Genomic DNA, 18,656 nt, shown 5'->3' with positions numbered 1-18,656 from the left:
TGACTGCAACACGAAAAATACCGATATTAAACAATGCGGAGTTTTAGCAATGCCTAAAATGAAAACTGTAAGCGGTGCCGCCAAACGTTTTAAGAAAACGGGTTCTGGCCGCTTTAAAAGCAAACAGTCTCACTTACGTCACATTCTGACTAAGAAGAGCTCTAAGCGTAAACGTCACCTTCGTGGCAAAAAACTGGTTCATGACTCTGATACCAAATTGGTTCAGCGCATGTTGCCTTACGTATAAGACTTAGGAGACTGATTAATGGCTAGAGTAAAACGCGGCACTATCGCACGTGCTCGTCACAAAAAAGTCCTCAAGCAGGCAAAAGGTTATTACGGCGCACGTTCACGTGTATATCGCGTAGCGGTACAAGCTGTAACTAAAGCTGGTCAATATGCTTACCGTGACCGTCGTCAGCGCAAGCGTCAATTCCGTCAACTATGGATTGCACGTATTAACGCTGCTGCTCGTCAAAATGGTATGTCATACAGCCGTTTCATTAACGGTTTGAAGAAAGCGTCTGTTGAAATCGATCGTAAGATCCTTGCCGACATCGCAGTACATGACAAAGCAGCTTTCAGCGCACTAGTCGAAGCGGCTAAAGGCGCATTAGCTTAATTATTAACTAATTAAGTTTAAGTTCTTTCGGAAAAAGGCGAGCAGGATGCTCGCCTTTTTTCGTTTTTGGGGTTCAGACTTTGTTTTAGACTTATTTAGTCCATTGTTTAACACGCCCTTCTTATATCCATTTATTGAATATCTGTAGAAAAGCGCGCCTTCTCTAGCTTTACTCTAGGTTTTCATGCGCAAAGAACAAAAGAGTAGGGGGGCTTCTACATGTGGAATTTTAAACACAAAAAAGCAGAGCCAAAGCTCTGCTTATATTCGCAACTTAGCACTTAGTGCTATTATTTTTTCTCTACACGCCCGTAGCGGTCTGAAAACCTAACTATATCATCTTCACCAAGGTATGCGCCCGATTGCACCTCTATAAGCTCTAGAGGGATTTTTCCGGGGTTTTCTAGTGCGTGTACTGCACCGATTGGGATATAGACAGATTCGTTCTCTGCTACTAATTGAGTATTGTCATCAATAGTCACATTGGCACTGCCCGATACCACAATCCAATGCTCAGCGCGGTGGTGGTGCATTTGAACTGATAGTTTCTCGTCTGGTTTTACCGTGATACGTTTAACCTGGAAGCGTGCGCCGCTATCAATAGAATCGTAACTACCCCAAGGGCGGAAAACCTCACGATGGAATTCAAATTCAGGGCGCTTTTCAGCTTTCAATTTATTGACAACGTTCTTAATGCTCTGTGCATCGTTTTTGTGCGCGACCATTACGGCGTCTTTAGTTTCAACGACTATCACGTCTTCTAAACCAATTACCGAAACTAGTCGCTGTTCTGCGTTTACATAACTATTTTTGGTATTTTCTAAAATTGTATCGCCTACACAAACGTTCCCGTTGTCATCTTTATCTGCTGTTTCCCAAAGCGAAGTCCAGCTGCCTACGTCACTCCACCCTGCATCTAATGGAACCATTGCAGCGCTGTCAGTTTTCTCCATAACTGCATAGTCAATTGAGTCGTCAGGGCAGGTAGAAAATATTTCAGAATCAACACGAATGAAGTCTAAATCAGGGGCTTCAGTTTCAATGGCCCGACGACAGATTTCTAGCATCTCAGGGTGATACTTACCTAACTCTTCAATATAACGACTAGCTTTAAACATAAACATGCCGCTATTCCAGAAAAAGTCACCAGACTCAACATACTGTTTTGCAGTTTCAAGTTCTGGCTTTTCAACAAACTCAGCTACTTCAAACCCGACATTAAGTACATTTCCAGCCTTGATGTAACCGTATCCCGTATGCGGTTGGTCTGGAACTATACCGAAAGTTACAAGCTTACCTTCTTTTGCTAAAGCTTCTGCTTTAGTAATCGCACTATGATATGTACTTTGGTCTTTAATTAGGTGGTCTGCTGCAAGTACAAGAAGTATAGGATCTTCGCCATTCTTGGTGGCGTGTAATGCTGCGAGTGCTATCGCGGGGGCAGTGTTACGACCAACAGGCTCTAACAGAATACCACCGTGCTTAATATTCTTTTTACGAAGCTGCTCTGCAACTAAAAAGCGATGCGCGTCATTACATATGAATACGGGCTCTTCGGCATCAGTGCCGCTTAGTCGTGTGATGGTATCTTGCAGCATTGTGCTGTCAGAAGTGAGTGCCAAAAATTGTTTAGGTAGAGCTGCTCGTGATTTCGGCCACAGGCGGCTACCGGTGCCGCCAGCTAATACTACAGGTTTCATTACTGATTTCCCTTTCTAATAATTCTGTCTAGTAAGCGTTCTTATTAATAAAGCCATTAAAGACGGTCATAAACACTATTTTAATATCGAACCACACCGACCACCTATGAATGTAATCCAAATCATATTCAACACGCTGAACCATTTTGTTAACTGTCTCGGTTTCGCCACGTAAACCATTAACCTGGGCCCAACCCGTTATTCCAGGCTTCACTTTATGGCGTAACATGTAACCTGTGATTATCTTTCTATATTGCTCGTTGTGAGCGACCGCGTGTGGTCTAGGACCAACGATAGACATACGGCCTTGCAGAACATTAATAAACTGTGGAAGTTCGTCTAAAGATGTTCTTCTTAGGAAACCACCAATCTTAGTTAAACGCGCATCATTCTTGGTTGCTTGTTTTACAACTGCACCATTATCTTGGGTAGTCATAGACCGGAATTTGTAAACCGTAATTTGTTTACCATCTAATCCGTAACGCTTTTGTTTGAAAATTACGGGACCTTTCGAAGTAAGCTTTACTGCTGCTGCAATACAAAGCATAGGTATTGATATCATCATCAGTATTAAAGAGCTTAAAACAATATCTTCAAAACGTTTTAAAATATCACTGGCACCTTGGAATGGTGTGTCATAAACACTCAGCGCTTGAACGTTACCTACTGTTTGCCAACGGGCATTTAATAGGTTGTACATGAAGAAATTCGGAACTACATAGACATTTGCAGTTGTATCGCTACATTGCTCTAAAATTGAGCGAATTCTATTCTCTGCGCTCATTGGCAGTGCAATATAGATATAGTCGACTTCATTTCTTTTAGCCATTTCTATGGCTTGCTCAATATTTCCTAAAACATTGTTCTGCATTTCATGGGGAAGGCGACTCGTATCTCTATCATCAAATAAACCGTTAAAGCGAATCCCAAGGTGTTCATTTTGCTGTATCTGAAGGGCTACGTTTGCACCAAGCTGCGTTGCACCTATAACAATTGAACGCCGAGAGTTCATTCCACTTTTTCTAATATGGAATAGAAATTTGCGCATTACAAATCGCCAAGCTATTAAACCTACAAATGACGTCGCAAACCAAGCCAAGACGACGATGGGAGGAGTATTAATGTTCTGAACAAAGAAGTACCCTATCGTTAACGTACCTAGAACACTAAGAGCCCACGTAATTGCAGCAGCTCTAAGCATTTCAGGTGTACGATGCCCACGCCAAGAGCGATAAAGTTCTACGCCTTCTGCGGATATTTGAAAACAAATCACGTTGACGAATAAAAGGATCAGACTAGTTGGGTCAATAGTAGATTCGAAATATGCAGCACATGAATAATATAAAAGAGTAACTAACGATAAGTCGATTAGTCGATAAAGCGTTGAAAAACCACTTTTGTTTCGCACTACAAGGCCGTCACTGGCGCTAGAATCAACGGGATGTGATTTTAAAACTTTGTTAGATTCTACTTGATTGTCCATTGGAAGAGTCTCTAAATCGATAAGATAAAAAGTGTTAGGTTTGCTAGATATACCTTCAACAAATAGTGCCATCGAAAGTAGCTAAAATTTTGCAAACTAACACTAGGCATAATCTTCAAAGCAAAGACTGTGCCCAGTAAAGAAAAGTATAGTACGTATAGTGTTTAACATTTAATTTAGAAATGCTACCTCAGAATTCCCAAGTTAATGCTACGACTTTATTATATTGTATCTCTGTTGTAATTTTATTACAAAATAAGCTTTATGGTTTTTTTAAAATTGGTATCATTAGTACGAATATTAAGTAGTAGAGATAACCCAACTTTAAGAAAATAAAGTTGAAATAATTTCATGTTATAGTGTGCGTCTCTAATGGCATGAATTTAGCTTGTTTCATGATCAAGCGGGGGACTCTTGAGCAGTGAGTGTACATATCTTTTGTAAGTACAGAGCTTATTATTGTCAGAATCTTTGCATTTGTAAAAGTACTTAATCTGGATTTTGTCGTCTGTTTTCGACGGTCAGTAAAAACTTCTAAGCTATTTTGAATAGCAAAGTGAAATAGGGAAAGGAAATGAAATATCAGAACAAGCTATTGCTATCGATGGTTGCTATTTGCGTTGCCAATTCAGTAGCAGCTCAACAACAAGGAAGGATTGAAGCAGGGCAATTTGACATTATACCTTCTCTCAACACTTCCATGAGCTACGTAGACAATGTTGCTCGTGCAACCGACGGTCAAGCAAAAATATATAGCTGGCGCTCAATTCTATCACCTGAAATTATTGCAGCCACAGAGGTTGACGGAAACCCGGTGCAATTTGGTTATCGGTTGGAACGCGGTACTTTCTTTTCAAGCAGCGCGGATGACTATACTGACCATTTCGTTGAAGCCCTTACCGATTACGAGTTAAACAGTCGTCATGCAATCAATGCAATTTTAAGATACGAAGACGGGCATGAGGATCGAGGTACGGGGTTTTCATTAGGTGGCGGGAGTGACTTAACCACACCTGATACTTATAAAAGTATGTACTACGGCGCTGAATATACATACGGAAGTTTAAGTTCAGCTGGTGAAGTAGTGTTTAAAGCAGACAGAACCACTTTAGATTACGACCGCAATGAATTTGCGTACCTCATTAGAGACAGGGCGACCAATAGAATTGGGGCCGAGTTCAATTATCAAATTGCCCCCTCTACTGAATTAGTGTTCGATTTCACACGCTCATTCATACGTTACGATAACAATCTGCTTGAAAACTCTCTAGAGAGTAATGAGAACCGTCTTTTGGTTGGTATTGCGTGGGAAAATACTGCAGCAACTTCTGGTTATGCAAAAATCGGATATAAAGAAAAAGATTTTGCGGCAAGCAACCGTGATAACTTCTATGGAACCGATTGGGAAGTTGGTATCGAGTGGCAACCACTCACATACTCAACCGTAAACTTTTCTACCTCAGCAGATACTAATGAAACCAATGGTGAGGGTAGTTTAATCCGCGGTAGAAACTACAGACTTTCTTGGACACACCAATGGCTTGAACGCTTAAGTAGTAGCTTGCGGTACGCAAGAGAAAACAATGAATATATTGTTGATGATGAAGACATTACCAATCGAGATGACAAACTATCTATTTACGCAGCGTCTTTGGATTACAAAGCGAGAAGGTGGTTAAGCTTTTCACTGTTTTACGCAATAGAAGACAGAGAAAGTAACAGAGAAACAATCAATTTCGACCAAAGTGTGGTCGGTGTGTCAGCTGAGGTTACGTTGTGATAAGCAATATAAAAAAAATATCTTTTCTTACTCTAGCCATACTTTGGAATGTTTGTGCTTGGGCTCAAGAAGGGAACTTGAGTATGAGCCAATACCAGCTTGGCTCTGGCGACAGAATAAATATTAGCGTCTTTGGGCAAGATGATCTTTCGATGGAAATCCGCTTGCCCGATGTTGGCACTATTAATTACCCCTTCCTTGGTGAACTTAAGCTAGTTGGCATGACCGCAGCGGAAGTTGAGAGTCTTATTTATGAAGGTTTATTAGGAGACTATCTAGTAAATCCGTCCGTGTCCGTTTCAATAGTTGAGTATCGTCCTTTTTTCATTGATGGTGAAGTAAAGCGGCCTGGTGGGTATCCATACCAGCCTGGTCTATCTGTTAACAAAGCTGCTGCGTTGGCAGGTGGTTACACGGAGCGTGCTAATAGGGATAAAATAACGATAGTACGCGAAAGCGATGGGCAACAGTTTGAATTTAGTGTCTTGGTTACAGATATGATCCAACCGGGTGATATCGTAACTGTAAACCAGCGTTTCTTTTAAAATATAACTATTTTGTGAGCTAACTAAATGGCAGTAAAAATTACGGAAGATACAGATAATAACGAGCTCATTGACTTAGGGCACTATCTGGGAATTATAAAACGGTACAGCTTAAGAATATTACTTCTGGCTATCGCCTTTACAGTGCTAGTCGCGATTCTAGTAATGAAGATGACGCCACTTTATACATCTTCTACAACTCTGTTAATCGAAGCTGAAAAAGCCAACGTAGTATCTATTGAGGAAGTATACGGGATAGATACAAAAAGCAAAGATTATATGGCTACGCAATTAGAAGTGCTTAAATCACGCCAAGTTGCAGAAAAAACAGTAGAAAGTCTATCGCTATTCAATAATTCTGATTTTATGCCCGAGGAAACAGAAAGCTCTCTGTTAGTTAGTATTACAGAGTTTTTTCCGTTTCTTCCACAAAAAGAAACTCTAGAGTTGACCGAAGTTCAGCGAATCGAAAAATTAAAGCGAAAAGCGACATATCTTCTTACACAAGCTACAGAGATAAAGTCTATTCAAGGGACCCAATTAGTTGAGATATCAGTAACTACTGAAGAGCCTTCTTTATCTGCTTTAATAGCAAACACCATTGCCGAAGTTTATATCGAAAACTATCTTCAAGCTAAATTAGATATGACTGCGAAGGCGACTTCATTTCTTACCGATAGTATTGACGGTTTGAAAACTAAGTTAGATGCAGCAGAGCGTAACTTAGTTAGGTTTTATGAAACTAATCAGGTTGTAAATATTGATGGTGTAGTAGGGCTTGCATCAGACGAACTAGAAAGACTAAATATTCAGCTTTCTGAAGCGGAAGTTGAGCTTAAGTTAAACAGTGTCATTTTTAACCAAATCAAAGATAGTAATGCTATTGAAGATGTGGCCAGAATACCTGAAGTTTTGAATCACCCCGCTGTGAGGGACGTTAGAAGAGACGAAGGTAAAGCGTTAACAAGAGTCAGTGAGCTCAGTAAGATCTATGGTCCGAAGCATCCTAAAATGATAGCGGCCAATGCTGAATTGACAGCTATTAGAGATACGCTAAATACTCAAATTACCGATTTAATAAGCAGTATCACAACTCAGTATGAATCATCGAAACAAAAAGTTGCTCAATTACAGAAAGAAGTCGAAACGTCTAAAGCTGCGTTCAGGTCACTGGCTGAACTGGATAATAAACGCAAGGCTTTAGAGCGAGAAGTAGATATTAACCAGCAGCTTTACGATTCATTTTTTACTCGACTAAAAGAAACTGATGAGCTCGGTGGCCTAGAATCGGCCAACGCGCGCGTTCTCGACAGTGCGTTACCCAGCTATACACCTTCTAAACCCAATAAAAAGCTATTTATTGCAGCAGCTTTCGTGCTGAGTTTAAGTTTTGGTATCGCGCTTGCCATTGTTATGGAAACGCTTAATAGTGGTATTCGGTCTGTAGACGATGTAGAAAAGAAGTTAGGGCAGCGTATGCTTGGGTTAATCCCTTGGCTTGCCCACAAGAAAAAGACGGACTTACCTATTCGTACGTTTTTTGATGGTAAGAAACATCAGTTTGCCGAAGCGGTTAGAACGCTACGAACAAGTCTTTCTTTGTTGAATATTGAAAAAGAAAACCAGGCAATTTTGGTTACATCAAGTGTTCCCAAAGAGGGGAAGACCACAGTATCTATTAACTTAGCTTTTGCTTTGGGTCAGCTAGATAAGACTATATTAATTGATGCTGATTTACGTCGGCCAAGCATAGGCAAACAGTTTAATATTCCAAGTTATCAACCTGGTGTAGCGAATCTTGTATTGAAGTCGCATAGTTTTGAGGAATGTTTGGTTCGAGATGAAGAATCAAATATTGATATTCTCTCTGCAGGAACTATCCCTTCAAACCCGCAGGAGCTATTAGCAGACAAAGGGTTTGACGAGCTTATTACTAAGCTTAAGTCTGAGTATAAGTATGTGGTGGTAGATACGGCACCTACGCAGGCTGTAAGCGACTCTATGATCGTAGCAAACTCCTGTGACTCTGTTATTTACGTTGTTAGAGCTGACAGTACAAGTGACAAAGTAATCAATAATGGCTTATCGCGATTCCTGCAAGTGGGCCACCGTCTTGATGGGGTGGTACTGAATCAAGTAAACTTGCGCAAATCAGATGTAGCACAAAGGTACGCCGGCTTTTATGACCAATACGGATATACCAGTCAGAAAAGCAGCTAAGAAAATTATTGATAGATCTTCATAGTCATATACTTCCTGGCATCGACGATGGTGCCAGGACTTTAGACATTGCTCTTGAAATGGCTCAGCAGGCTGTAACCTGCGGTGTTAGCCATATGGTATGTACCCCGCACATACATAGAGGCTACTTTGATAATTCTCAAAGCTCAATAGAAGCCGCTTTCAACTCTTTCAAAGAGCACGTTAAACGTGAGTCAATTCCCCTTTCGCTTTCATTTGCAGCTGAAGTTCGTGTGAATGAGTTAATTCCTATATGGTACAAAAAAGGTGAATTACCATTCCTAGGTAAATACGATGGCAAAAATGTATTACTTCTTGAAATGCCACATAGCCATATCCCTCAGGGGCTTGATGTACTGATAAAATGGTTATTGCGCAATAATATTCAACCACTGATTGCGCATCCAGAACGTAATAGAGAATTAATTGCCGAAAATAACAAATTTAATTGGTTGCAAAAGCAAGGGTGTTTGTTTCAAGCAACCGCGGGAGCTTTCGTCGGTCGCTTTGGGGATAAAGTAGAAGAGTTTGCATACCGGTTATTAGAGAAAAGAGCGTTTCATGTAGTAGCGTCAGACACTCACGATTTAGTCAGACGACCCAATGATATGCAAGCAGCTTATGAAGTAATTGCGAGTTATGATTATACGTATGCAAAAAAAGCTTTTGTAGAAACTCCTAGTGTAATAACAGCACTGGAGAAAAAGCATGCAAGTTGACAGTAAGTTCGCGCATTGGAAGGAAAAGCTTAAATGGCATCATGCGGTTACGTTTCTAGTTGCTTCCATAGCTTTATTTAGCTTTTTGGGAAGTGCAAATCAGTTTTTCGTTAGCAATACCTATTATAGCGTTAAAAATAGTTTGGATAGTTGGAGTAGTACTCCTTCTTCAGTTTCTAAAATAGACGTTGAAATAGCTCTTACAAAGATTGAAGAGGTAATTGATAAAGCACCTAACAATGCACTTTATTATCAATTGCAAGGGCAGCTTTTCGAATGGTTACATTTCAGTACGAATTTAGAGAGTGATTTAGAAACTGTAGCTAAAGTGAATAAAGAACCTGATGAACTGCACAGAGCGATGCTAAGCTATAAAAAAAGCTTAAAACTAAGGCCTAATTGGAGTGGGGGCTGGATAGGCTTAGCATCTGTAAAATGGAAGCTTGGAGAGCTAGATAGCCAGTTTTATCAATATTTAGATACCGCGGTTAATGTTGGGCCACAAGACGCTATAGTGCATAGGTTTATAGCAGAATTCGGTATCACAATGTATATTAACAGGTCAGTGCATTACGCTAAAATTTTGAAACGACTAAGACACCACTTAGATTTAGGTATAAAGAACCCATTGAGTAGAAAATCAATTTTGAGGCTTATTGGCGAAAATGATCTTAATGAACACGCGTGCCGTTGGCTTGGACCATCTACGTTTGCTGTAAGTACAGGCTTATTAAACTGTTCACAAAACTAGACGCTGAACTTTTAAGTATTCTCTTTCAACCAATCCCAAAGACCTAAAGAAAACCCTTCAAAAAGATTAATACCCAGCCAGCTTTTTAATATATACAGCAGCACTAAGCCTAGTACTAACGAAACGCACAAAAACAGGGCAATAACCGCTGCCATCACCAGTTTGCCTATGCGGCTTTCTGTACGCGATAGGTCGCGCTTATCTCGGCCTGCCAGTAAAACGAAGTAATATCGGCTTCGCAGTAAACCTATAGTGCCTCTTACATCAACTTTGTGGCTGCCCCATCGCCGGCCGGCAAGAGCTGTGTTTAAGTGAAACAGTTGGTCGTCAGTAAAAGAATTGGCAACATTTTTAGGCATACGTTCCAGCATATGCTGAACGTTAGGCTCTTCTTTTATCGGTCGCTTTATCTTTAATACCACACAAATCCCCTTGTGTTATAAAACCAATGTTGGTTATTTATCTTGCTTTCCCATAGGTATATCGCGGCTTAACGTACCTAGCGCTAACAGTATAATAAATATAGCGGTATTTGCTGGCGCTTGTAGAGGAAAGTCTACCGTACTGTGCAATGCCATCCCTATAACCGCCATGACAGCGGCAAAGGCTGTTCCCCTAGGCAGCGGATGTCTACGGTGTCGCATTGCGCTTAGGGCGCTTTTCGCGCACAGCAAAACGAGCATGGCTATAATGGCAGCGCCTACTATGCCAAATTCAATAGCAAACTGAAGGTATTCGTTGTGAGCATGATCGTAAAAGTGCTGAATAGATTCACTTTGTACCTGAGGGTATACCGTATAAAAGGTGCCACCACCTGTACCTATAATCCCATATTCAGAGAGAAGGGGCAGGGCATCAGTAATAACTTCATCTCTGCTTTCTTGAGTTAAGTTTGTTTGCTCTAAACGTTGCTGAACCTGCTTAAGTCCAAATAGGCTACTAACAATAAGAATGTCGATTACCAACATACTGATAAATAGCACTACATAGCTTTTTTGGCGGGGTTTGAAGTAAATTAAGCCCAGTGTGGCGGTAATAGTCATGGCTATGAAAAAGGCGCTGTTACCCATTCTAGAGCGAGACATAACTAACGCAATAACCATAATAATAATGCCAATACGAAACAGCACTTTATTGCTTAACCAAAAGCGCACTATTCTACGTAATCGCTCTCTAGTGCTAGAACCGCTTCGAACACGCAAACTCGCTATCATATAGCCAATGGCAGCGCTTAAACATAGCAAAAGAAAGTTAGCGTAGTGATTCTTATACACAAAACTTCCCGTGGCAATATGCGAAACAGGCAACTTAAACACCAAGCTATACTGCAAACCAGACAATACTTCTAAAGAACCATATATAGCCTGAAACACGCCTGCAGCACTTATCACTATCAATATATATCGAAGTCGCTTGCCTGTATTAACCAAAGTCAGCGTTATAAAAAATAAGAAACAATAGGCGAGTGATTTAAAGAATATAACGTCGCTTTGGCCCACAGCGAAGCTAAGAGGTAGCCATAGCGAACTTATACTTTCCATGCCCTGAATATTTTCATTAAGTAGAAAATTAACGCGTTCGGGGCGTAGGGTTTCTACCAAAGAAAAAGGCAGAGGGACTATATTGATAAGCTGCCAGGTTAAAAATACTAACCATACAATTACCAGCAGTTTGTATTGTGCGTATAGCTTTGAAAGTAGAGATTTGTGTGTAAGTAATAAAATGCCGCCAAGAAAGAAAACCGACATTTGCATTAGTGCCCACGCCCACGGACGGTTGGCACCTAGTGATAAAGGTAACCAAAATAAGGTAAACAAAAGAAAACCGAAAAGAAACTTTTCGGTTTTGTGAGTATTGAAAGTAGGCACTTACAACGTACTAGCTTAACAGTCTAATGAGAGGACTCTTTTAGTTAGCTGAGATAGTGGTATCGCCACCGCCAGCACCAGCAGCACCAGTACCTACACCTAGCGGAGAGAACGTATTTCCAGTCGCGCCTGCAGCAGTTGCAGTTAAGGTACTAGGATCTACGCCCGCATTGATAACCGCTAATAGCGCATCTTCTTCGCTAATAACCTGCATTTGAAGGGCAATATTGTAAATTTCGTTAGCGTCTTCTGGGAACATCAGAATAGCGATAGTAACAACTTGCGCAGGTTGTTCGGGCAATTCACCAAAACCTGCAATAGCAATTTCAAACCCAGTAGCATTGTCATTCAGAAGAGCAACCATCGATTGATAAGCAGTTTGGTTCTCGCTTAGGTACGATAAACCTGCTGGATCAAAAAACATACCTTCATCAAGCACGGTCTGGCTTACTTCACTAGCTGCTTGCTCAACCGCAGCACCTTCTTCAATCTCAGTAACCAAAAGGTTTCTAACTTGTAGGCCTGGTACGCTACCTTCTTGTGCAAAAGAAACTGTCGAAAAAGCGATTAAAGCGCTTAAAAGCACAGATAAAAAAACGTTGCTACGCATAACTTATCCTTAGATTAAAAACGTCGGGTTAGCTTCTTGCTAATGCCATATGGCCATATTGTACAACAAGTGAACGTCTAAGATCTCGTTTTTGTTGTACATCTATTCACTTATGCTCATTTTTCGCGTGTATTAAAACTGCCATAACGAAGGTTTGGCGAAGTAAAAACCCTGCTGATACGAGACATGTAGTTGCGACAGTGCAATCGACTCGGCTTCATTCTCAACAAGTTCAGCAATAATGCTAATGCTTAACCCGCGTGCAATGCTTAATAAACTACTTACAAATAACTGACTATCTTTGTCTGAGTGAATATCTTTCGTAAGTTTGCCGGAAATTTTTACAAAATGAGGCTGAATAGCCCTTAACCCTGCTAATGATGCAAGATTGTCTCCAAAATGTTCAACCGTAATCTTGCAGCCTAAACTAACTAGCACTTTACAAAATGATATCGCATCGTTCTTGTGGTGAATTAACGCTGAATCTTCTAATTCAAAGATCAAATGAGTGCATAGCGCTTCATTTTGGTTCAGTAAACCTAATAACCACTGCCTAAACGAAGCATTAGCTAGCGACGCGTTCGCAATGTTAATGGCAACATTACGTTTATCTTTTGCTAGCTTATTAAGCACTAGGCTTACTACCAACTTATCTACCTCAGGAATTAAGTTCAAGCGCTCTGACGCCGGAATTAATTGAGACATTGGTATAGGGTTGCCAGTATCTTTGTCTTTAAATCGGGCAAATGCCTCGAAATAAGCGGGCGTGTTTTGGTCAACGTTCATTACAGGCTGAATAAGTATATCGGCATACTGCTGGTGTAATATTTGGTTTAAACGCTCTTTCCACGCCGTATTGCTGTGAATGTGAGAAAGCTCTGACGCAAATTGCCAGCCATTGGGTTGCTTTGTAGCTGCCATAAGCGCGCTATCAGCGTTTTCCATAATTTCAGAAAAAGATTGCTCGTCATTGAATTGTGCTGCACCTATCCATACTGCTTTACTACCATCTTTAAGCGGGTTGTAGTGAGACAAAGTGGTATTGAGTACCTGCAGGTGCGCTTCGCACTCTTGTTTTGTCATTGCCTCCGTCACCAAAGCAAAATCAGCGCCCGATATCCTAAACAAAAATGATGTTTCTTGAATACTAGATGAGAAATTTTTAAGCTCTTCAGCCACACCAGTAACATACTTATCACCATCTTGTGCGCCTAATGTCATGTTAATAGCGTTTAGTTGTGCTAAGCGTATTAAAATTACATAGCCTTCATCCGAGGTGGCAGTTTTACTTAGTAGCGCGTTCATATGGCGGGTGAAAGCGTTTCTATTTTGCACACCGGTAAGGCTGTCTTCAAAAGCTTGAATTCTAAACTGCTCGGCCTTTTGGGTTAACTCTTTAAACATTACCTCAACGGACGAAGAAAGCCTGTTTACCGCCTGAGTTATAAAAGAAAGTTCTTTCGTAAAAGGTTTGTAGTTAATGTGGGAAAACTTTTGATTTTGAATATCTTCAATTTTGTTTACCACAATACGAAGGGGTTTTGTGATGGCAGTAATGATAAAGAGCAGGGCAATATAGGCAAAAACGAAGGCTGCAAAAAACATAAACGCACTTTGTTTAACACTTTCCCACAAGGTTTCATTGGCAAGCCCTGGGTGACTTTGAACCGCAAGCTCACCTGCCATCGTCCAACCATTGTTTAATTCGGTTTTCTCTACCGGTGGTGTAACTTCCACAATGTTAGTAAACCAGTCTGGTACTGAATCAATAGTATTAGGATTGCGCCTTTCAATAAGTAAATTCCCTTCCATATCGGTAATGGTTATATATTGGTAAAACCCTCTATCGAAAATAGCATTAACCATGGTTTCGGCTACCGCAATACCATTAGCTTCACTCAAGTATGGGGTAATAGATAACCCCAGCGAAGTCGCAGTATCTTGCGCGTGGGTGGCAAGCTGCTCGTTTACATACTCTCTGGTTAGCTTGACATTTATTATGAAAGAACCAGCAAAAACTAGTATTAAAAAAACGAGTAAGCTTGTACTTAGTTGGGTAGATAGTCTCATTATTCTTCTTTATCTCCGTACATAACGCGGTCTAGCCGCTCTACCATATCGTCCCACATCTTCATCGGGCCGCTTCCCCTCAGCTTACGGCCCGTTCCCATAGCTTTTGCGGCCCACAAGCCGTTACCATTAAAGCTATAAATGGGTGACAAATCTCTTCTTTTATTAGCAGGCAATATACGCCTATTTATATTATCCAAAACAAGTGGAATAGAGGTTGGGGTTTCATAATACGCCAAAACCATGTGGGGTTGGCGTAATTCTAAGGCGGTTACATACATTAATCGCAACTGTTGTTCAGGAACGCCAAGCTCAATTAAAGAGAAGTATTTGGCAATAGTGTAGTCTTCACAGTCGCCAGCACCCGTAGAAATAAACTCAATTGGCGTTGCCCAATAATCTTTTTGTTGCCAGTGAACAAGGTCGTCTACAAAATCAAAACGGTTAAAAAAGCGGTTTATCTGATAAAGCTTTTCGTCTAGATCTTCGCTTTGTAACTCATCAACCAATTGTCGCCATTTAGCAACGTCTTCGCTAGCTTCAGAACCGTAAGTAGCGCTTATCCTTAAATAAACTTGTTCAGTGAATACTGTCTTTTGCTGCGCAACCAATACAGGTGTGAAGAACAAGTACACGGCAAATAACGCGCATGCGAATCCAAGGGAAACATGCAGCCCTTTTAGACGAGTAAATGCTCGAAACTTGTAAAAACTAACTTTAATAAAAATGCCTCAAAAGTGTGCAAAGCTTTATCTTGGAGCGCTCTTTAACTCAATAATACTGATATCAAAAGAGAAGTGCATTGAAAAAACACAAAAACGAATACAATTGACAGCTTCTTTGTACAGGCTATGAGTTGCTGATACTATTTGCACGGCATACTGAAGGTGTATTTTTACCATGAGCGACTTAAAAGAACTCGCTAGTCAACCGAATACGCTTAATAATCGCCTGCGGCTCGAAACTTGCAAAAAAATTTTGCATCCCGCTCGCATACCTTGTATTTTGCAACCGCTTAAATGGAGTTGTTTACCAACGATGCTATGGAACTATTAGACACAGTGCTCACTAATGATCATTCGTAAAAGCCCCCTCTACATATTTTCACCCGTCATTTACTTGCTTTTGCTAACAAGAGCATCACTAGATCCAATATTGAAAATGACGGATTTTGGCGGTATCAGTTTCGGTGCGCTACTCAATCTTGCTGTGATTGTCTTTTTTTTCGGTGGCTTGCTACAAAGTAAAGGCTCTATATCTGCCAGCGTTCTAAAACTTTGGGCGGGCTTTATTGTAGTGGGTTTAATTTCTATTGTTATTTCATCTATTCCTTTGACATCATTTCGCTCTTTTGTATCTGTCATTACCTATTTTGCAATTTTTTCTCTGGCCTATACATTCGTACGTTCAAGGGAAGATTTTGAGTCAATAATAAAACTAATCATCTATTCTAGTTCTATACCGTTTGCCGTATCTATTGTTCAATTTGTATTTCCTGAAACCAGTACTACGAGGGACGGTTTTAGACTTCATGGAACTTTCAGCCACCCAAATATTTATGCATTTTACCTAGTGCTTATTGCGGCGGTATCATTTTATAGTATCAAATCAAATGCAGTATTTTTCTCAAAAAGATTTATCCGATTATGCACTGCTCTTATACCTTTAAGCGTAGTTTGCTTGATTGCCACGCAAACGCGGAGCGCGTGGATTGCATTTTTCGCCATATTTTTTATCTATGGCCTTTTGTATGAACGGAAATATGTTATTTTGGTGTGTTGTATAGGAGTACTCGCTTTATTTTTACCGTTTGTTCAAGAGCGGATTGCTGATTTAGCGTCAGACTCTCAAATAACAGAAACTGGGGGAGAAAAGCTAAACTCTTACGCATGGAGAAAAGTGGTTTGGTTATCATCGTGGGATTTTATTCAAAATAAAATGTGGTTTGGTCACGGATACGATACTTTTTCTCATTACTTTCTGGATTTCTTTGTTTTACAGGAGAGTAAAGGTTTCGATGCGCATAACGCTTATGTTCAAGTGACATTTGATATGGGATTTTTAGGTGCTTTTGCGTTTTTAGTATTATTGATGGGCATTTTAACTAAGTATCTACGCTATTTTTCATTAGATCCCAAAGGCAACAGTGTGTTTATTGGCGTAATCGCGGCATTTTTGCTGGTTTGCTACTCCGACAATATGTTTTTCTATCTTTCGTACTGTTGGTATCTGTGGTTGTTTTTAGGAAGTGGATGCGCGTTTTTGGAATTGAAAATGAGAAAAAATAACCGCGTTCAGGAAAAAAAACTATCCAAAGAAATATTGATTTTTGACTAAATCGACCAGTTAATGGGGAAAACTAAATTAAAGCGAGATTCCTGAAAACTGCTTTTCACTTAGCGTTGTTTTTTCTTTGTTAACTCTAATATGGACTGTTTTGCTATTTTTGAGCGGTTACTAAAAAGTGTAGTTTGGAAAACATAATGATTTTTAGAAGATTAAAGTCATCTTTACGACGTTTTTATGATGGAAGGTATTACAAATCAAAAATTTATAATGTGTCAAGTGCTGAAGACTCACAACTTAAAAGTATCTACTGTTCTGACAGGCCTTTTGAAGAGAGGGTGTATTGTTTAGTTGAGTATTTTGTTTCTTCTTGGATAAAGAGTTCTAGTGAAGATTATACGAGGGCCTATTTTGACGGTGCTTTTAGCTATAACGCAAGAGACGTTGACGCTATCGAGGGTACTACCAGGTTCTTGCCATTCATAGCTTCGGTCCTAATGAATCCAAATTATCAAAAGTTAACACTATTAAGTGAGAAGAACATTCCTTTAGAAGAAATGTTTATGCTTTCAATAGTCAACGGGACAGACCCAAATTCTACTGGTTATTGGGGGGAGGTTTCAGACTATAGTCAGTTAATATGTGAAGGAGCAGACGTAGCATTAGCAGTTTGGATTGCCCGAGAAAGAATAATAACTAAGTTGTCAGCTGAACAAAAATCATACCTACTGATTTGGCTCAAGAAATGTGCCTCAAAAAAAACTGTGGATAACAATTGGCATCTGTTTCGACAAACTATTCTATCAGTGCTTTCGAGTATAAGTAGTGAAGAGAGTATTGATAACTCGAGTTACGAAAGAATAAAGGATTTTTATGTCGGTGATGGTTGGTTCAGTGATGGCGTTGGCAAAAACTTTGATTTCTATAACGCTTGGGCTTTTCACTACTCCCTTTTTTGGTTATCTAGAATAGATGAAGGGCTAGACTCTAAATTTATCACTTCTGCTAATTTTCAATTTTGTTTGAAGTACCAAAAAATTTTTACTCTTAGAGGATTTCCCTTATTTGGAAGAAGTCAGTGTTACAGAATGGCTGCAAGTGCTCCTTTGATAGCGTCAATGGTGTTAAATAATAGCGCTGTGGAAAAAGGCACTATAAAACGTATATTTGATCAAACATGGAAGTTCTTTATTTTAAATGGCGGGGTAGTCAAAGGAGTTCCAACGCAAGGGTACTTGAATCAAGATTTACGGTTTCTTGATGAATACTCTGGGCCAGCAAGTTCACTTTGGGGACTAAGAAGTTTAATACTGGTTCTTCAAATTAATTCAGATGATGAATTTTTCAAAATTCCCGAAAATCCTCTAGCTATAGAAGTGAGTGACTATGAAGAACTTGTCGATAGCATAAACATGAAGATAGTCGGCAATAAGAGTACCGGAACTGTAGATATTAAGTGGTTAGATAGGGAGGTTCAGCCGAACTTTATTGAACCATACAGTTGGAAGTTAAAATTCAAAGAGTTTTTGAGCCAAAGACCTCAGCGACCCAAAAACCATATAATAAAAAATAAACTGAAAGAATACACATCAGAATATCCTTTTATTAAGGATAAGAACTAGTTCATCAAACGCACATTTGTTCAATTATTTGATGTGAAGATTTACAAAAAAACTAGCGCTTGCAATAGTTAATATCGAGCTATTTATGCGAGAAATCTCACTTTAAAATTTAGAAGGTATATAAGTTTGTCTAGGAAATTAATCATAGCTGGATACAACAACTTTAACCTTGGTGATGACTTGATGTTTGCTTCTATCATTAATAGAACAAGCTACGACGATTACTTTTTGTATGGACCTGAGGTAAAGCCACACTTTGTGGAAAAAGATGTAAATTTTATTAAGAACGGCAGGTTGGAAGTGCTCAGGTGGAAAATGGGGGCTCATTTTGCGCTTGTTGGAGGCAGCCTGTTTATGGG

Annotated in this window: 17 protein-coding genes; 10 read left to right on the top strand and 7 right to left on the bottom strand. The window is 39.9% G+C overall.

What is annotated here, in order from left to right:
- Positions 1-49 precede the first annotated feature (49 nt).
- Together rpmI and rplT are read left to right on the top strand one after the other, a co-directional pair.
- Positions 50-247, top strand: a complete 198-nt coding sequence (gene rpmI / locus BIZ39_RS12905) for a 50S ribosomal protein L35 (protein WP_012518091.1) — start codon at positions 50-52, stop codon at positions 245-247.
- Between the two features lie 18 nt (positions 248-265).
- Positions 266-622: a 50S ribosomal protein L20 gene (rplT, locus tag BIZ39_RS12900; RefSeq protein WP_012518092.1), complete on the top strand. Its 357-nt coding sequence runs from the start codon at positions 266-268 to the stop codon at positions 620-622.
- A gap of 290 nt (positions 623-912) precedes the next feature.
- Here the strand turns inward: rplT and BIZ39_RS12895 are convergent, their stop codons facing one another.
- Both BIZ39_RS12895 and BIZ39_RS12890 read right to left on the bottom strand, forming a co-directional pair.
- Entirely contained in the window at positions 913-2,322 is a 1,410-nt protein-coding gene (locus BIZ39_RS12895) for a mannose-1-phosphate guanylyltransferase/mannose-6-phosphate isomerase (RefSeq protein WP_187447173.1), read from the bottom strand.
- A 28-nt stretch (positions 2,323-2,350) separates the two neighbouring features.
- The gene (locus BIZ39_RS12890; protein ID WP_187447187.1) at positions 2,351-3,805 is read right to left on the bottom strand and encodes an undecaprenyl-phosphate glucose phosphotransferase; all 1,455 of its coding nucleotides are present in this window, start codon (positions 3,803-3,805) and stop codon (positions 2,351-2,353) included.
- Between the two features lie 574 nt (positions 3,806-4,379).
- Between BIZ39_RS12890 and BIZ39_RS12885 the strand changes: the two genes are divergently transcribed.
- From BIZ39_RS12885 to BIZ39_RS12865, 5 genes are read left to right on the top strand one after another with little or no spacing between them, the layout of a single operon-like run.
- Positions 4,380-5,585, top strand: coding sequence for an outer membrane beta-barrel protein (locus tag BIZ39_RS12885; protein WP_187447172.1), 1,206 nt, complete (start codon positions 4,380-4,382; stop codon positions 5,583-5,585).
- Between the two features lie 8 nt (positions 5,586-5,593).
- Entirely contained in the window at positions 5,594-6,130 is a 537-nt protein-coding gene (locus BIZ39_RS12880) for a polysaccharide biosynthesis/export family protein (protein WP_410369564.1), read from the top strand.
- Between the two features lie 27 nt (positions 6,131-6,157).
- Positions 6,158-8,350, top strand: a complete 2,193-nt coding sequence (locus BIZ39_RS12875; RefSeq protein WP_187447170.1) for a GumC family protein — start codon at positions 6,158-6,160, stop codon at positions 8,348-8,350.
- Positions 8,351-8,358: 8 nt separating this feature from the next.
- A complete protein-coding gene (locus BIZ39_RS12870; RefSeq protein ID WP_187447169.1) occupies positions 8,359-9,090 on the top strand; it encodes a tyrosine-protein phosphatase in 732 nt (243 codons plus the stop codon).
- Positions 9,080-9,841, top strand: coding sequence for a VpsP family polysaccharide biosynthesis protein (locus tag BIZ39_RS12865; protein WP_187447168.1), 762 nt, complete (start codon positions 9,080-9,082; stop codon positions 9,839-9,841). The genes BIZ39_RS12870 and BIZ39_RS12865 overlap by 11 nt, the downstream gene beginning before the upstream one ends.
- A gap of 11 nt (positions 9,842-9,852) precedes the next feature.
- Here the strand turns inward: BIZ39_RS12865 and BIZ39_RS12860 are convergent, their stop codons facing one another.
- The 5 genes from BIZ39_RS12860 to BIZ39_RS12840 form a co-directional block, all read right to left on the bottom strand.
- Entirely contained in the window at positions 9,853-10,263 is a 411-nt protein-coding gene (locus tag BIZ39_RS12860) for a 3-phosphoshikimate 1-carboxyvinyltransferase (protein ID WP_187447167.1), read from the bottom strand.
- A gap of 33 nt (positions 10,264-10,296) precedes the next feature.
- Positions 10,297-11,709 (bottom strand): O-antigen ligase family protein, encoded by a 1,413-nt coding sequence (locus BIZ39_RS12855; protein ID WP_187447166.1) that lies wholly within the window; start codon positions 11,707-11,709, stop codon positions 10,297-10,299.
- A 40-nt stretch (positions 11,710-11,749) separates the two neighbouring features.
- Positions 11,750-12,319 carry a hypothetical protein gene (locus tag BIZ39_RS12850; RefSeq protein WP_187447165.1) on the bottom strand — a complete coding sequence of 190 codons (570 nt, stop codon included), beginning with the start codon at positions 12,317-12,319 and terminating at the stop codon, positions 11,750-11,752.
- Between the two features lie 132 nt (positions 12,320-12,451).
- Positions 12,452-14,389, bottom strand: a complete 1,938-nt coding sequence (locus BIZ39_RS12845) for an EAL domain-containing protein (protein ID WP_187447164.1) — start codon at positions 14,387-14,389, stop codon at positions 12,452-12,454.
- Positions 14,389-15,018: a transglutaminase-like cysteine peptidase gene (locus BIZ39_RS12840; protein WP_262385761.1), complete on the bottom strand. Its 630-nt coding sequence runs from the start codon at positions 15,016-15,018 to the stop codon at positions 14,389-14,391. Before BIZ39_RS12840 ends, BIZ39_RS12845 begins: the two co-directional genes overlap by 1 nt.
- 442 nt (positions 15,019-15,460) lie before the next feature.
- On the opposite strand from BIZ39_RS12840, the gene BIZ39_RS12835 reads away from it, so the two are divergent.
- From BIZ39_RS12835 to BIZ39_RS22030, 3 genes are all read left to right on the top strand, one after another.
- A complete protein-coding gene (locus BIZ39_RS12835; protein ID WP_187447163.1) occupies positions 15,461-16,726 on the top strand; it encodes an O-antigen ligase family protein in 1,266 nt (421 codons plus the stop codon).
- Between the two features lie 146 nt (positions 16,727-16,872).
- Positions 16,873-18,297: a DUF2264 domain-containing protein gene (locus tag BIZ39_RS12830; protein ID WP_187447162.1), complete on the top strand. Its 1,425-nt coding sequence runs from the start codon at positions 16,873-16,875 to the stop codon at positions 18,295-18,297.
- Positions 18,298-18,423: 126 nt separating this feature from the next.
- A partial coding sequence (locus BIZ39_RS22030) for a hypothetical protein (protein WP_222936579.1) occupies positions 18,424-18,656 on the top strand: 233 nt, incomplete at its 3' end.

Source organism: Alteromonas sp. BZK5 (assembly GCF_014349115.1).
GTDB classification, from domain to species: Bacteria; Pseudomonadota; Gammaproteobacteria; order Enterobacterales; family Alteromonadaceae; genus Alteromonas; species Alteromonas macleodii.
The sequence above is the reverse complement of the archived record's forward strand: the minus strand, read 5'-3'. Positions and strand labels throughout refer to the sequence as shown.

Coding starts and splice junctions, on each gene's coding strand:
- rpmI (WP_012518091.1), top strand. CDS start 50: ATGCCTAAAATGAAAACTGTAAGCGGTGCCGCCAAACGTTTTAAGAAA.
- rplT (WP_012518092.1), top strand. CDS start 266: ATGGCTAGAGTAAAACGCGGCACTATCGCACGTGCTCGTCACAAAAAA.
- BIZ39_RS12895 (WP_187447173.1), bottom strand. CDS start 2,322: ATGAAACCTGTAGTATTAGCTGGCGGCACCGGTAGCCGCCTGTGGCCG.
- BIZ39_RS12890 (WP_187447187.1), bottom strand. CDS start 3,805: ATGGACAATCAAGTAGAATCTAACAAAGTTTTAAAATCACATCCCGTT.
- BIZ39_RS12885 (WP_187447172.1), top strand. CDS start 4,380: ATGAAATATCAGAACAAGCTATTGCTATCGATGGTTGCTATTTGCGTT.
- BIZ39_RS12875 (WP_187447170.1), top strand. CDS start 6,158: ATGGCAGTAAAAATTACGGAAGATACAGATAATAACGAGCTCATTGAC.
- BIZ39_RS12865 (WP_187447168.1), top strand. CDS start 9,080: ATGCAAGTTGACAGTAAGTTCGCGCATTGGAAGGAAAAGCTTAAATGG.
- BIZ39_RS12850 (WP_187447165.1), bottom strand. CDS start 12,319: ATGCGTAGCAACGTTTTTTTATCTGTGCTTTTAAGCGCTTTAATCGCT.
- BIZ39_RS12845 (WP_187447164.1), bottom strand. CDS start 14,389: ATGAGACTATCTACCCAACTAAGTACAAGCTTACTCGTTTTTTTAATA.
- BIZ39_RS12835 (WP_187447163.1), top strand. CDS start 15,461: ATGATCATTCGTAAAAGCCCCCTCTACATATTTTCACCCGTCATTTAC.
- BIZ39_RS12830 (WP_187447162.1), top strand. CDS start 16,873: ATGATTTTTAGAAGATTAAAGTCATCTTTACGACGTTTTTATGATGGA.